The sequence below is a fragment of the Aeromonas sp. CD genome (assembly GCF_033349375.1).
Lineage (GTDB): Bacteria > Pseudomonadota > Gammaproteobacteria > Enterobacterales > Aeromonadaceae > Aeromonas > Aeromonas hydrophila.
On the sequence record NZ_CP137631.1, the window covers coordinates 2,814,328 to 2,828,816 of the forward strand.

The window sequence follows — 14,489 nt, forward strand, 5'->3', positions numbered from 1 at the left end:
ACATCTTTTTACATTTTAAAGCATATAAAACAACATGATTCAGTGCCCCCCCGTTTGCCCGTCGCGGCAGCCAGGATCACCGGATCAGGATTGAAACCAGCAGCCAACTTCTCATCGAGCAGACACCCGACCCCATGATGAACACAGTTACGGCCAGCATCGATATCGATGCACTCCAGCACAATTTCGCCGTGGTGCGCCGCCATGCCCCCCACAGCAAGATCATCGCGGTACTCAAGGCCAATGCCTATGGCCACGGGCTGCTGCCGGTGGCCCATGCACTCGCCCAGGCCGATGCCTATGCAGTGGCCAGGGTCGAGGAGGCACTGGTGCTGCGCTCCAACGCCATCACCAAGCCCATTCTGGTGCTGGGAGGCTTCTTCAGTGCCGAAGCGCTGCCGCTGCTGGTGAAACACGAACTGCAAACCACCTTGCATACCTGGGAGCAGCTGGCACTGCTCGAGCAGGCCAGTCTGCCCGCCCCCATCAAGGTGTGGCTCAAGCTCGATACCGGGATGAACCGGCTCGGGCTGCGCGCCGAGGAGTTGCCCGCCTTCATCGAGCGGCTGAGCCATTGTCGCAACGTGGTGCAGCCGTTCCATCTGATGACGCACTTCAGCCAGTCCGATGAGCAGGATACCCAGGCCACTCAGTTGCAGATCGAGGAGTTCAACCGCCTCTCTGCTCATCTGCCGGGCGAGCGGGCCATGGCCAACTCCGCCGGCATCCTCGCCTGGCCGGCATCGCGCAGCGACTGGATCCGGCCTGGCCTCATGCTCTACGGCGCCTCCCCGTTTGCCGGTCAGCTCGCCGCCGACCATGACCTGCGCCCGGTCATGACCCTCAAGAGCCAGCTCATCGCCACCCGCGCCTGCGCGCAGGGCGAGGCGGTCGGCTATGGGGGACACTGGGTCGCGGATCGAAATACCACCCTCGGCGTGGTGGCGGCGGGCTACGGGGATGGCTACCCCCGCATGGCGCCCGAAGGGACCCCCATGCTGATCAATGGCCGCCGGGTACCCATCGTGGGTCGGGTTTCCATGGACATGATCACCGTCGATCTGGGGCCGGCGGCCCGCGACAAGGTAGGAGACGAGGTGACGCTGTGGGGGGAAGGGCTGCCGGTGGAACAGGTGGCCGAAAAGATAGGCACCATCCCCTACGAGCTGCTGACCCGCCTGACCAGCCGGGTCCATCTCACGCACTGCGACAAGCGCGACCAGATGCCGATGTTAAAGCTGGCCTGAGCAAGCGGGTACGGGCCTGCAATGTGGGCCCTGTTATGCCGTCATCAGGCAATAAGTGGGCCGCTCCTCATGGCGGGAGCAGCAATACCACGGCAGGGGCACCCTTCCTCTCAGCGTTGGGATGAAGGGCGCCCCTGTTGCCCGGTTCAAGGAAGATCGAAGCCAACCAGGCTCTGCTCGATGCGGGCGTCAGGCATCATGCGCCGCAGCCCGTCCACCAGCCTGGCAGCGGCCTCCTGCAACGCCGCCAGCGGCATCTCGGGCAGGCTCTCCAGAATGAACCACATCTGTCTGGCATCGCAATCCAGGCGCGTTCTCACCCCCTGACGCCAGTTCCAGCGCCGGCAGGTAACGCCCAGATCGTCGCGCCAGATCACCTCGCCCGCCTCCGGGCACTCCTGCGCCGGCGCCCCCTCTTTCATGGTGTCAAAGGCTTCGCTGCCATCGGCAATGACCAGCCGGGGCGTCCCGACATAGGCGGCCAGGTTTTCCCCGCCGACCGGGAGGGCGTAGGCGAGGCTGATGGCATTGTAGAGATCCACCACGGGATCGATGCTCGGCAGAGCGCCATCACGCAGCACCCGCTTGCGCAGGGCATCCGCCGAACAGGGAGTACGCTGGGGCTTGGCGCCAAACCCCTTGAATACCGCGCCCCAGGCGGCCAGATGCGCTTCGGTCCAGGGCGCGGGGTCGTGCAGAACCCGCTGGCAGGCCTGCGCCAGCGCCTCCGTAGCGATGGCCGGATTGACGATCTCGTCGGTCTGCAGGGTAATGCTGATAGCCCGAAAGCCCGGGGCCAGCGTCGCCAGCGCGGGATCGATTGACGGTTGTACCGATCTCATGGAATATCCTTATATCGACTATTTTATTTCATGATAATGACCGATGACCAAGAGAGTCAATATAACGACCGATGCCGGCGCCGATGTGGGGCATGTCACTGCCGCCGTCTCCCGCCGGCTCAAGGAGTACAGACAACAGGGCCGACTGTCGCTCGATGAGCTGTCGCGCCGGGCTGGTGTGAGCAAGGGGATGCTGGTCGAAATCGAAAAGGGAGCGGCCAACCCCAGCATCGCCATCCTGTGCAAGCTGGCCGCTGCGCTCGGGGTATCGGTTGCCGATATCGTCGACGTGGCCAGCACCCCGACGGTGCACCTGATCGAGCCGCAAGCCATCCCGACCCTGTGGCAGGGCCCGCTCGGCGGCTCGGCCCGCCTGCTGGCCGGCACCCGGGGACCGGACATGATAGAGCTGTGGCATTGGCAACTGCACCCCGGCGAGCAGTTTGACTCTGACGGCCACCCACCCGGCACGGTGGAGCTGTTTCACGTCGAGCAGGGCACCCTGCAACTGCAGTTGGGAGCGAGCGAGCTTGCCGTCACTCAGGGTTGTTCGGCCGTGGCCCGCACCGACCTGCCCCATGCCTATCGCAACGCAGGTGACAGCGTGCTGCGCTTTACCATGACGGTGGTGGAACCGCACGGCTGAAGCTGACCGCTACGAGGTGACAAACCGTGTCCTGATAAACAACGCCTCCTGATAAACAAAAAGGCCCCGTCTTGCGACGGGGCCTTTGCCAATTAGTGGCGAGCACGGATATTCCTACGCCCAAAGCAAAAAACCGACCATCAGGTCGGTTCTTCAATATGGGCGATGGGCCGGGATTGACTCGCGCCATCCCTGACGCTCGCCCTGCGGGCGGCCTCTGGCCGTCCAGATGGGCTATCCTGCCCACCTGTCGAACCAGGGCTCGAACCAAGCCGCCCGTCACCGGATAAAGTAAAAGGGCCTGTCTTGCGACAGGCCCTTTTACTTTATTTGGCGGTGAGGGAGGGATGATTCGCCACTGCGTGGCTCACCCCTTCGGGGCGGCCTGCGGCCGTTCATCGCAGCAAGCTGCTCTGCTCGAACCCGGCGAGGGTTCTTACCCTCCCTCTTCGACATGAGCTGATAATTCTTCCCCCAAAGCAAAAAACCGACCATCAGGTCGGTTTTTTGTAATTTGGCGGTGAGGGAGGGATTCGAACCCTCGATACGTTGCCGTATACACACTTTCCAGGCGTGCTCCTTCAGCCACTCGGACACCTCACCAAATTTTGGTCTGCTGTTTAACGTGCTCAGCCAGCACGATGTTCGCTGCGCTGTTGCGCTGGAACGGGGCGTAATGTACGGGATACGACGGCATGCGGTCAATGCAATTTTTCACTTTTTGCGTTCGCTTGCTCATTATCCGAACCAAGTGACTAAAAACATGCCGTTTCGTATCCCTTTCCATCAATTTCCAGTCGCTTCGTGCAAGTGCTCGCCTTTGAGCGCCTCTTCCAGCGAGCCGTAAAACTCCAGCTGACCGGGCACCGGACGCACCTTGGCGCGCGCCAGGGTCTTGAGCGGCTGGAACTGCAACTCGGCGACCCGCAGTTGCACCCCCGCCTTGGCCATCTGCTTTTCAAATTGCAGGAAGGCGGAGAGCCCGCCGGCGTCCAGGATGGAGACCGCCTCCATCTGCAGCACCAGCAGCTTGTGGCCCTTGACCTGGGCTACCAGCTCGCCGAACACCCGCTCGGCAGCGGCAAAGAACAGCGGGCCGTTGATCTTGTAGAGCAGCGCCTGCTCCGGCACCTCATGGGCGTAGCGCTTGTGATCCGCCAGATCGTGCAGCTTGGTCATCTTGGCAATCTCGCGCATGAACAGCAGGGAGGCGAGGATCACCCCGAAGGTGATGGCGATGACCATGTCGAAGATCACGGTCAGCGACAGACAGACCAGCAGCACCAGCACGTCGGATTTGGGGGCACGGCGGATCAGCTCCACCACCTTATGCGCCTCGCTCATGTTCCAGGCGACGATGAGCAGCAGGGCCGCCATGGCCGAGAGCGGCAGCCAGGAGAGCCAGGGCGCCAGCACCAGAATGGCCGCCAGCACCACCAGCGCATGCACGATGCCGGAGATGGGAGAGGTAGCCCCGGCCCGCACGTTGGCGGCGGAGCGGGCAATGGCGGCGGTGGCGGTGATGCCGCCGAAAAAGGGGGCGACTATGTTGCCAAGCCCCTGCCCCACCAGCTCGGCGTTGGAGCTGTGCTTGCGACCTGTCATGCCGTCCAGCACCACGGCGCAGAGCAAGGATTCGATGGCTCCCAACATCGCCATGGAGAAGGCGGCGGGCAACAGGCGCTCGATGGCGGCCAGGTTCCACTCTACCGGCGAGCCATCCGGCCCCGGCAGAGCCCAAGGCATCACCAGGGTCGGCGCGATGGGCGGGATCCCCATGCCCTGACTGCCGTCGGCCAGGGTATAGCTGAACTTGCTGCCGATGGTGGCGACGTCCACCCCGAACTGATGCAGGCCAAAGCCAAGGCCCACCCCCACCAGCACGGCGGGCAGGTGGCCTGGCACCGGCAGCCGCAGGCGCGGCCAGAGCAGCAGCACCGCCAGGGTCGCAACCCCGACCAGCGTATCCCCCCACTGCCAGCTGGGCAGGGCATGGGCCAGCGCCTCGACCTTGCCGAGGTAGGTTTCCGGCATCTCGGGCACGTGCAGACCGAAGAAGTCCTTGATCTGCAGGGTTGCAATCACGATGGCGATACCACCGGTGAACCCCAGGGTCACCGAAGGCGGAATGTACTCGATGAGGCGTCCGAGCCGGGCCACCCCCATGGCCACCAGAAAGAAGCCCGAGATCAGGGTCGCCATCAACAGGCCACCCACGCCGAACTGCTGGGCCACCGGATAGAGGATCACCACGAAAGCGGCGGTCGGCCCCGAAATGGAGAAGCGGGAACCGCCGGTCACGGCGATGACGATGCCGGCGATGATGGCGGTATAGAGACCGTGCTGCGGCGGCACGCCACTGGCGATGGCCAGCGCCATGGCCAGTGGAATGGCGATGATGCCGACCGTGATGCCGGCGATCAGGTCGCGGCCGAAGCGGGGAACGCTGTAGGGTTCGTCAATACAGGATTGGCGTAAAGCAATGGCCAGCTTCACGCTTTGCAAAGGTGCTTGGTTGTGCATGTATTCGTAATACCAGAAGAGGGAGATAAAGGCCGGATTGAACCGGCGCCCGATCATCATCAAGGGCCGGCAGAGCTGTCGACACGGCGATGGTATCCTGGCCAACCATACCCCAGCCGATGAAATATTTCGATGGGCGGGATCAATGAATGGCCGTTACCACGCAAAATTACCGTTTATTGTCAGCATATCGACCACTTTTCTCACCATTACGCAGCACACTCACTTCGCCTGCTAACCAATTTCTCCCGCCCTTATGCGTGTCCCTGCCTCTCCCCTCCTTTATGTCTACCATTGTTCGGCCATAAGACAGCTGCTTATCCCGCACCATGCCTCGGCATATCCTCATCCATCCCCTCTTCATGCCACTGAGCCGTCTCGATGAACCCGAGAGGTCAACGCCAAGCTGCTGATTGTGCTGAAAATAGTCCGCAGCGGCCAAGTTTTGGGCAAACGGGCCAAAATCCCCTTTTTGCAGCGGATCGCGGGTTGACACCCGGCGGATGGGCCATTAATATCCGCACCGTCTCGACGAGACAGGCAATTCCTCCTTAGTTCAGTCGGTAGAACGGCGGACTGTTAATCCGTATGTCACTGGTTCAAGTCCAGTAGGAGGAGCCAATTCCCTCGTAGTTCAGTCGGTAGAACGGCGGACTGTTAATCCGTATGTCACAGGTTCAAGTCCTGTCGAGGGAGCCACATTTTAAAGCCCAGCCTTATGGCTGGGCTTTTTTCGTTTCCCCTTTCTCTGCCGCCATCAGCCCTCTGTGCGCAAACAGGGATGCCCTCGATGGCGGATCCGCGCCATAATCAGCGCAACCTCACCCTCTTCAGGAGTTTTCATGCGCCGTTTCAACTTCATGCTCAATGGCAGCCGGTTGATGATGTTCCCCTTCTATGTCTGCATTCTGGTCTGCGTGGCCCTGCTGATGGTGAAATTCGCCATGCTGCTTTATGCCCTGTGCATCGACATCGTGGGCATTCACTACATGGATCTCATCACCGGCGTGCTCACCCTGGTGGACTTCGTGCTGGTGGCCCAGATGCTGATCCTGGTCTCCATCTGCGGCTATGTGCAGTTCATCCAGACCCAGGAGCAGCGCGAGGCACTTGGCAACAACTGGCTCAGCAAGATCAACTTCGCCTCCCTCAAGCTCATCGTCATCAACTCCCTGGTCACCATTGCCGGGATTGAAGTGCTCAAGGCCTTCCTGGATGACGGGGTCGGCAACGAGGTGGAGATGAAGTGGTCGGTGATCGTGTTCCTCGCCTTCTCCACCGCGGCGCTCATCTACGCGGTCACCGAGCGGCTGGCGGACCACAAATAGCGCCGGTTTTCATTCAGCCTTTATTCATCAAGAGCGGAATTGATAACTCTTTTCATTACCTTTCCTGCATTGTAAACTTGCTCCCCCGGGCTGCACTGCCCGGGCGTTGGAGCACCTATGACAAGCCTTTCCCTCTCACCACGACACTGCTGGCAGTGGCTGGCCTATCACCATCAGGCCGCCGAGGGCTCCCTCTATCTGATGTTCTTCTCCGGCCTGCTGCTGTGGGAACCGCTGACCCCGCTCTGGTCGCTGGCACGCTGGAACCTGTTCCTGCATGTCGCCCTCTCGCTCACCCTGTTCCCCCTGCTGTTCGGCGCATTCTGGCTCTCCCATCGCAGCCTGCTGCGCAAAAGCCGCAAGCCTTTCCTGCGCACCACCGGCCGCATCATCGAAGCCTTGCTGTTGATCTGTCTGGCCAGCGGGTTGCTGCTGGTGCTGCACGGTACCCCGGGCGATAGCCTGGGCAACCTTGCCAGCTGGGCCCACTGGCTGAGCGCGCTCGCGTTGACTCCTCTGGTGCTGCGCCATGCCTGGCGCTGGACCATCTTGAAATGGCGCACCTGATCTTATGTTGAAGTTGTTGTTATCCCTGATGTTGGCCACCCTGCTGCTGGGGACCGCCTCGGCCCAGGAGATGGGCGCCGCCATGATTGCCTATGACGAGGGGAGTGCCCCGCGCCTGGTCACCGCCAACCAGAGCGCCGGCTCGGTCACCCTGCTTGAGCGCGATAGCGGCAAGCGGCTGAAAGAGGTACAGCTGGGGGGCGATCTGCGCCAGATGGCTCGCGCAGACGACGGCACCCTGCTGGTGAGCGACTATCGCGGCGATCGCCTGCTGCTGCTGGATGATGATCTCACCCTGGACCAGGCGATCCCCACCGGCCATCGTCCCTACGGGGTCATCTTCGATCCCAAGCGGCAGTGGTTCTGGGTCACGCTGTTCGAATCAGCTCGCCTGCAGGCCTATGACACGGCGGGCAAGCTGCAGCTGGATGTGGCCACTGCCGAGACCCCGCGCGGGCTGGCCTTGACCGACAATGATCGCCTGCTGCTCACCCACACCATGACCGGCCAGCTCGCCATCTATGATCTCGCCAAGCTTGAGAAGGACGCGAAGAGTGCTGCCTTGCCCAAGCCCAAACTCATCACCCTGGCCGAGACCCACAGCGACACCCCAAGCGACTCGCAGGGCTTGCCGCGCCTGCTGGATGGCATCACCCTCTCCCCCGATGGCAGCGAAGCCTGGCTGCCCCACGTGCTGTGGAGCTTCGACCACCCCTTCCAGTTTCAGAGCACCGTCTTCCCGGCCGTCTCCATCATCGATCTGGATGAAGAGAAAGAGCGGGTGGACGAGCGCAAGCAGCTCTTTTTGCAAATCAACCTGCCCAGCGTCGGCAACCGCAGCCAGATCGTCTCCAACCCGTTCGCGGCGCGCTTCGCCGCCGATGGCAAGCGGGTCTATCTGACTCTGGCGGGCTCGGAGGATCTGCTGGTGTTCGACCTGTCGCGCAGCGGCAAGCAGAACAGCAACCGCCACCGCCGCAAGAAGTTCCAGGGGGGCGCCAAGGCGACCCAGCTCCTTCGCCACCTGCCGGGCCAGAATCCGCGGGACTTGTTTGTAGACGGCGACCACATCCTGGTGCACAACGTCATGGGGCAGGATCTCACCCGCCTCAACACCGGCGGCAACGGCCCGTTTGCCCGGGTCACCGTGGATGTGCCCCACTTCGCCAAACTGGTAGAGATGGATCCGCGCCCCGAAGCGCTCAAGCGCGGCGAGCGGCTGTTCCATCTTGGTAACACGCTCGGCAACAACGGCGCCAACAGCCGCTTCCCCATGGCGGGGGACAACTGGATGAGCTGCAACTCCTGCCATCTGGACGGTTTCAACTTCACCAACCGCTATCTGATGGCGGCCCATCGCCAGCAGAGCGGTGACAACGCCATTAACGGCCACGCCAACCTCGCCAACATGGTGGCGGGGGACTTTATCGGCGAATACCTGCGCATGACCCAGCAGACCCAGGGCGGCATGGGCCATGATACCCGCGATGGCGCCGAGCCGGTTGACCCCGCCAAACCCCAGCCCGAGGTGAAAGCGATGATGGAGGATCTGCACACCTTCGTCACCGCCGATGGCAACCTCCCCTATCTTGCCAACTGGCTCAGGCTCGATGCCCCGCGCACGGATCCCACCAAGGCGCCGACCACTCATCCCAAGGAGTGGCTCAACTCCGCCTCCTGCCAGAACTGCCACCAACAGGCGTTCCAGGATTGGAGCGAGAGCAACCACCGGCTGATGGGCAACTCCCACCCCTACTACAAGGTGGTGCAGGCGCTGGCTCGCGAAACCGAGGGCGAAGCCTTCGGCCAGTGGTGCCAGGGCTGCCACATGCCCCAGCAGGTGATGAACGGCCAGCAGGATCTGCCCAAGGGCTCCCACATGTTTGAGCGCGGTGGTACCTCGCTCATTGCCGCCCACAAAGCAGGCGAGCCCGTGGTGGAAGAAGGCACAAGCTGCGTGCTGTGCCATCGCATCACCAAGGTAGAAGATGCGGGCGGCAACAGCGCCTTTACCGTGAATCTGAAAGACCGCGAGAGCTATGTGTTCGAGGATGCCGCCGGTGGCAGCCTCCAGCACTGGCTGGCGGAGCGGCAGATCAACGCCCGCCCCGCCATGCACAAGGCCTCCTACCAGAAGGATTTCTACCGCGACGCCGCCCTGTGCAAGTCGTGCCACAACGAGTTTGCCCCCGGTACCGGCGCCAACATCGTCAACACCTGGGACGAGTGGGAGAACTCCAGCTTCGCCAAGGCGGACGATCCCGCCAAGCGGCGCACCTGCATCGACTGCCACATGAACCCGGAGCCGGGCAACGGCGGCGCGCCGGTGGCCGGCCAGTCCACCGAAAATGGCACCGTGAAAGAACGGCTCTATCGCCACAACTTTACCGGCGCCCAGCACCAGCTGGTGGGGCTGAGAAGTGCAACGCTCGAGCAGGAGAGCCTGGCCCTCTTGCGCTCAAGCGCCACCCTCTCGGCCCGTATCGAGCGGGGGGCCGCTAGCCCGCAGCTGGTGGTGCGGGTCGCCAATACCGGCGCCGGCCACGCCCTGCCCACCGGGGTCGCCGATTTCCGTGAACTCTGGCTGGAGCTGACCGTCACCGACGCCAGCGGCAAACTGGTAGTCCACAGCGGCCAGCCGGTGGATGGCGCCGTCCCTGAAGATGCGCGGCTATTTAGAAAAGTGTTCGGCGATGCCGAGGGCAAGCCGGTGGGGCTCAAGTTCTGGCGCTACGCCAAACTGCTGGAAGACACCCGCATTCCGGCCGATGGCTGGCGCGATGAAGCCTGGCCGCTGCCAGCGGATGCCAAGGGGCCCTTCAAGGCCGATATCAAACTCAATTTCCGCACCTACCCCAAGTGGGTCAATGATGCGGTGCGCGCCGCCGAGCCGAGCTTGCCGGAGCCACCCATAGTGCTACTCAATCGGTTGCAACTCACCTTGCCGCCTCTTCCCGTCACGCCCGCTACGGAGCCTCAATCCTGATGTTTGCAAGTTTTCTCATTACCCTGCGCGAGGGGCTGGAAGCCTTCCTGCTGGTCGGCATCTGTCTCTCCTACCTCGCCAAGCTGGGGGCGAGCCGCTACAACAAGTTCGTCTATCTGGGGGTGGGGCTGGGTCTGTTTGCCTCCCTCGTCGTCGCCTTCCTGTTCCAGGTGGTGGTGAGCCAGTTCGAGAGCGAGCGCTACAACCATTTGCTGATGGCGGGGATCCTCATTTTCGCCACCCTGGTGCTCACCTACATGGCAGTCTGGATGCAGAAGCAGGCCAAATCCCAGGTGGGAGCCATGACGGCGCGCATCGATGCCGCCATCGACGGCGGCAATCTGTTTGGTCTGGTGCTGCTCGCCTTCCTGGCGGTGATGCGCGAAGGCTTTGAAACCGTGCTGTTCTTCTCGGCCCTGGTCTACTCCGGACAAGGGGTGGATCTGCACGAGGGGCTGATGGGAGCGCTGGGCGGCCTGCTGCTGTCGGTGGTGCTGGTGTGGGGGCTGCTGCGCTCCACCCGCAAGGTGGCGCTGGCCCCCTTCTTCCGCTGGACCGGCCTGCTCATCATCATCATCGCCGCCGGGCTGCTATCGTCCGCCGTCAACATGTTGCAGGCAGCCGGGCTCATCACCTTCTGGACGACGCCTGTCTTCAACATCAGTCACATTCTCGACGATCAGGGGGTATTTGGTACCTTCCTGCGCGCCCTGTTTGGCTACAATGCCTCACCAGCCGGCCTGCAGTTGCTGACCTGGGCCAGCTACCTGGTGATCTTCGTCACCGTCTGGCATCGCAACTATCGTCCCCAGCGCTGATCGCCCAGCGCGGCACCGGATGACAAGGCGGCTCAGCGGGCCGCCTTTTCAACGTCTTCTCTTTTGGTCAGCTTTTCGGATAACAGAGTCATGAGCGACAACAACACACAACACATTGCGGTACTGGGCGCCGGCCCTGCCGGTCTGATGGCCGCCTGGCGCCTGCGCCAGGCCGGTTTTGCGGTCACCCTGTTCGAGCAGGAGAGCGTGGTGGGCGGCATGTGCGCCACCCAGACCTTCAAGGGGCGCGACGGTGAGTATCGCTTCGACTACGGCGGCCACCGTTTCATCACCAAGAACCCCGAGCTGCTCGCCTTTATCGACGAGCTGATGGGGGACGATCTGCTCCATGCCGAGCGCAAGAGCGTGATCCGCTTTGGCGGGCGCACCTATGACTACCCCTTGAACCTGCCCAACCTGCTCAAGACGGCACCGCTCGCCCTGATGGCCGGGGCGGTGAAAGACTTGCTGCTGTTGCCCTTTGCCAAGAAGCCCACCGATTTTGCCAAGGCGAGCTTTGCCGAGTGGATCCAGAGTCACTTCGGCCGCACCCTCTATCGCCAGTTCTTCGAGGGTTACACGGCTAAGCTGTGGGGCATCAACCCGAACCAGCTCTCCGCCGACTGGGCCGGTCAGCGCATCAGCCTGATCGATCTCAAAGACGTGGCGCGCCGCCTGCTGCCAAGACGCAACGGCAGCATTTCGGTGCGCACCTATGCCCGCAAGTACCGCTACCCCAAATATGGCTTCGGCCAGATCTTCACCACCCTGGGGGAGCGGTTGGTTGCCGAAGGGGTTGAGCTGAAAACCGGCGCCACCATCACTCGTCTCGAGCAGGCTGATGGCCGCATCGAACGGGTCTATTGGTCACAAGATAACGTGGAGCAGAGCGCCGCTTTCGATCAGGTGATCTCTACCCTGCCGCTGCCGCTCACCTGCCAGCACCTGGGCTTGCCGTGCGATCTGCACTACCGCTCCCTGCGTTTCGTCAACATGCCGCTCAAACAGGAGAACCTGTCGGACAACACCTGGCAGTACCTCTCCGACCCCCATATTCTGGCGACCCGCCTGCAGGAGCCGCGCCGCCGCAGCCCCTTTATGGCGCCAATGGGGCAAACATCCGTGATGCTGGAGATCCCCTGCAACCCGGGAGATGCCACCTGGCAGGCGCCGCTCGCTGATCTGCGCGGCCGGGTCACCGCCGATCTCGCCAGCCTCGGCGTCGATACCCAGAAGCTTGGCGATGAGACCTTCGAGGCCCGCAGCGAGTACGCCTATCCGCTGATGGATCTCGGCTATCAGGCCCGCCGCAACGAAGCCATCAAGGCGCTGATGCCGATCACCAACCTCATCATGACCGGCCGTCAGGGGACATTCCGCTACATCTTCACCGACACCGCCATGGAGATGGGGATGATGGCGGCCGACATGGTGATCGACGGGGTGGACAGACGCCACGCCATCTTTAACCATCGCAACGAAAACACCGTGATCGAAACCCAGAGCGTGGCCTGACCGCGCCATTGGCATAAGTAAGGAGAACAGGATGACCATCCGCCCGGGTTTACTTGCCCTCACCCTGCTGCTGACCCTGAGCGGGCAGGCGCAGGCTTACTCCTACGCCGCCGCCGGCAAGGAGCCGCTGATCGACGCACGCGAAGCGCTGCTGGGCGCCGCCACTGACGGCAAGGATGCCAGCGCCACCTTGAGCGAGATTGCCGAGGAGCTGACCTATCTGGAACAGCACCACAAGGTCGAGCTGCAAGCACCGCTGGCCGCCGCCATCAAGGCCAAAGACGCCGCGGCTACCGCCACCCTGCTCAACCGTGCCTACAAGGCGGAGATCGAGCGCCGTCTCGAGGGGGCCAGCCAGAACCTTGGCGACTACCAGACTGCCAAGGTGCTGGTGGTCAAGAGCAAGCGCTTCCTCGACTTGATCCTCCCCTCCCTCGGTGAGGAGGATCGCAAGGCCGCCGAACAGGCGCTGGCCAAGGTGCTGGATGCCATCGGCAACCCGGGGGTGTTTGGGGTGGGTGCCAAGCCTGCCGATGCCACCGCCTTCGCCGCAGCCGAAAAAGCGCTGATGGCCGTGCTGGCGCCGCTTTGATGACCTCTCATTGATGCCGACGGCCCCCCTCATCCCCGCCCCTTCTCCCGCAAGGGGAGAAGGGGGGCGTCATCTCGGCCGATTACGCTTCGCCAATCGGCCCTACTTGCTAATCCTGCTGCAACTGGCCTGGCTCGGCTGGCTGCTGGCCTTCCCGGTGGCGCTCGATTCCGACGATGCCCTCAATTTTGCCCACGGGGTGACGCGCTTTAGCGTGCTGGAGTTCTCCCCCCACTTTCCGGGCTACCCCGCCTTTATCTGGCTGGCGCGGCTGATCAATCTGCTGGTGGACGAGCCGGCCCGCGCGGTGCAGTGGGCCAGCCTCTTGGGTAGCAGTTTGCTGGCGCCGCTCGCCGCCTCCCTCGCGGTGAGATTGTGGCAGCGGCCAAGCCTGCTGGCGCCGGTCTGGCTGCTGGTGCTGGCCCTGCCGCTCACCCCGACGCTCGCTCTTTCCGGCCTCTCGGACGGGCCGGCGCTGGCCGCCTGGCTAGGCGCGCTCCTGGCCTTGCAACAGCGCAAAATAGCGCTGGCGGGTTTGCTGCTGGGCCTTATGCTGGCGCTGCGTCCCTCCTATTTTGTGCTGGCGCTGCTGCCCCTGTGGCTGGGGATGGCGCAAAAGGGCACGCGCATCAGGTTTGTGCTCCCCATCGCCTTGGTAGGAGTTATCAGCCTGCTGTTTGTCTGGCAGGCCGATGGCTGGGCCTATTTCAGCGAGGGACGCCGCTTTACCGACGGCCACTTTACCCTCTGGGGCAACACGGCGGCGGCCCACGGCGATCGGCTGCTGAGCTGGGCGAATACCTTCAACGAGCAGCTCACCCCGCTCTGGCCCCTATTGATGGGAGCCTTGCTGGTACTGCCACTCTGGCAACGGTCAAAGGATCACCATCCAGCTCCTTCCGTGCTCTGGACCCTCTACTGGCTCGTCCTGCTGCTGTGGACCCTGTTTGGCCAGAATCCGGACAATCCCCGCCATCTGGCGCCCATCACTCTGCTCGGCCTGGTGCTGCTGGCAGGCTGGCTGCCGCGCCGGGGCGAGCTGCCAGCCATGCTGGGATCCCTGTTGCTACTGCTCTGCACCCTCACCCCGCCGGCGGCACCAGCCATGACCCGGGCTGCCAAGGTGGCAAAACAAACGTGCCCGGCGTTGGTGACCCAGTGGGGAGTGAGGCTGCTGCGCGAAACCACGGCCCTGCCCGTCACCGACGGCTGGTATCAGGGGGATGCTCGCCTTGCATTGGCGCAAGGGGCCTGCCGGCTCAGCCGGCGTCCCCTCGGCCCGGAGGAGCTGCCCGCCGGTGGCCAACGGGTCTGGTTTGCCCCCCGCTTTCACGCCGAGCCCGGCCTGTGGCTCGGCATACAGGATCACCCCCGTCACCAAAACTGGTAGACTGGATGTTTGTCACTCCCTGACTTCGCACTCAT

At 63.0% G+C, this 14,489-nt stretch carries 11 protein-coding genes, 3 tRNA genes and 1 other RNA gene; 11 read left to right on the plus strand and 4 right to left on the minus strand.

The window, feature by feature from the left end; genetic code table 11:
• Positions 1-134: 134 nt before the first annotated feature.
• Entirely contained in the window at positions 135-1,247 is a 1,113-nt protein-coding gene (alr, locus tag R2E40_RS13010; RefSeq protein WP_318163556.1) for an alanine racemase, read from the plus strand.
• Positions 1,248-1,393: 146 nt separating this feature from the next.
• Here the strand turns inward: alr and R2E40_RS13015 are convergent, their stop codons facing one another.
• Positions 1,394-2,089 (minus strand): B3/4 domain-containing protein, encoded by a 696-nt coding sequence (locus R2E40_RS13015; protein WP_318163557.1) that lies wholly within the window; start codon positions 2,087-2,089, stop codon positions 1,394-1,396.
• 43 nt (positions 2,090-2,132) lie between these two features.
• Between R2E40_RS13015 and R2E40_RS13020 the strand changes: the two genes are divergently transcribed.
• Positions 2,133-2,735, plus strand: a complete 603-nt coding sequence (locus R2E40_RS13020; protein WP_168755722.1) for a helix-turn-helix domain-containing protein — start codon at positions 2,133-2,135, stop codon at positions 2,733-2,735.
• A gap of 331 nt (positions 2,736-3,066) precedes the next feature.
• On the opposite strand, the gene R2E40_RS13025 is transcribed toward R2E40_RS13020, so the two are convergent.
• The 3 genes from R2E40_RS13025 to dauA all read right to left on the minus strand — a co-directional run bounded on the left by R2E40_RS13025 (position 3,067) and on the right by dauA (position 5,318).
• Positions 3,067-3,195: non-coding RNA, RtT sRNA (locus R2E40_RS13025), on the minus strand.
• Positions 3,196-3,250: 55 nt separating this feature from the next.
• Positions 3,251-3,338, minus strand: a tRNA-Ser gene (locus R2E40_RS13030).
• Positions 3,339-3,521: 183 nt separating this feature from the next.
• A complete protein-coding gene (gene dauA / locus R2E40_RS13035) occupies positions 3,522-5,318 on the minus strand; it encodes a C4-dicarboxylic acid transporter DauA (RefSeq protein ID WP_174843540.1) in 1,797 nt (598 codons plus the stop codon).
• Between the two features lie 485 nt (positions 5,319-5,803).
• Here dauA and R2E40_RS13040 point away from each other — a divergent pair.
• The 9 genes from R2E40_RS13040 (at position 5,804) to R2E40_RS13080 (ending at position 14,454) form a co-directional block, all read left to right on the plus strand.
• Positions 5,804-5,879: transfer RNA gene (locus tag R2E40_RS13040), tRNA-Asn, on the plus strand.
• A 2-nt stretch (positions 5,880-5,881) separates the two neighbouring features.
• A tRNA-Asn gene (locus R2E40_RS13045) sits at positions 5,882-5,957 on the plus strand.
• 143 nt (positions 5,958-6,100) lie between these two features.
• Positions 6,101-6,586 carry a YqhA family protein gene (locus R2E40_RS13050; RefSeq protein ID WP_011706364.1) on the plus strand — a complete coding sequence of 162 codons (486 nt, stop codon included), beginning with the start codon at positions 6,101-6,103 and terminating at the stop codon, positions 6,584-6,586.
• A 117-nt stretch (positions 6,587-6,703) separates the two neighbouring features.
• The gene (locus R2E40_RS13055) at positions 6,704-7,153 is read left to right on the plus strand and encodes a hypothetical protein (protein ID WP_017764270.1); all 450 of its coding nucleotides are present in this window, start codon (positions 6,704-6,706) and stop codon (positions 7,151-7,153) included.
• A gap of 4 nt (positions 7,154-7,157) precedes the next feature.
• Positions 7,158-10,139, plus strand: coding sequence for a hypothetical protein (locus tag R2E40_RS13060; protein WP_318163558.1), 2,982 nt, complete (start codon positions 7,158-7,160; stop codon positions 10,137-10,139).
• Positions 10,139-10,957, plus strand: a complete 819-nt coding sequence (locus R2E40_RS13065) for an FTR1 family iron permease (RefSeq protein ID WP_103827545.1) — start codon at positions 10,139-10,141, stop codon at positions 10,955-10,957. The genes R2E40_RS13060 and R2E40_RS13065 overlap by 1 nt, the downstream gene beginning before the upstream one ends.
• Positions 10,958-11,047: 90 nt before the next feature.
• A complete protein-coding gene (locus tag R2E40_RS13070; RefSeq protein ID WP_318163559.1) occupies positions 11,048-12,472 on the plus strand; it encodes an NAD(P)/FAD-dependent oxidoreductase in 1,425 nt (474 codons plus the stop codon).
• 31 nt (positions 12,473-12,503) lie between these two features.
• Entirely contained in the window at positions 12,504-13,064 is a 561-nt protein-coding gene (locus tag R2E40_RS13075; RefSeq protein WP_318163560.1) for a hypothetical protein, read from the plus strand.
• A 106-nt stretch (positions 13,065-13,170) separates the two neighbouring features.
• On the plus strand, positions 13,171-14,454 hold the full coding sequence (locus tag R2E40_RS13080) for a hypothetical protein (protein ID WP_318163561.1): 1,284 nt from the start codon (positions 13,171-13,173) through the stop codon (positions 14,452-14,454).
• Positions 14,455-14,489: the final 35 nt, after the last annotated feature.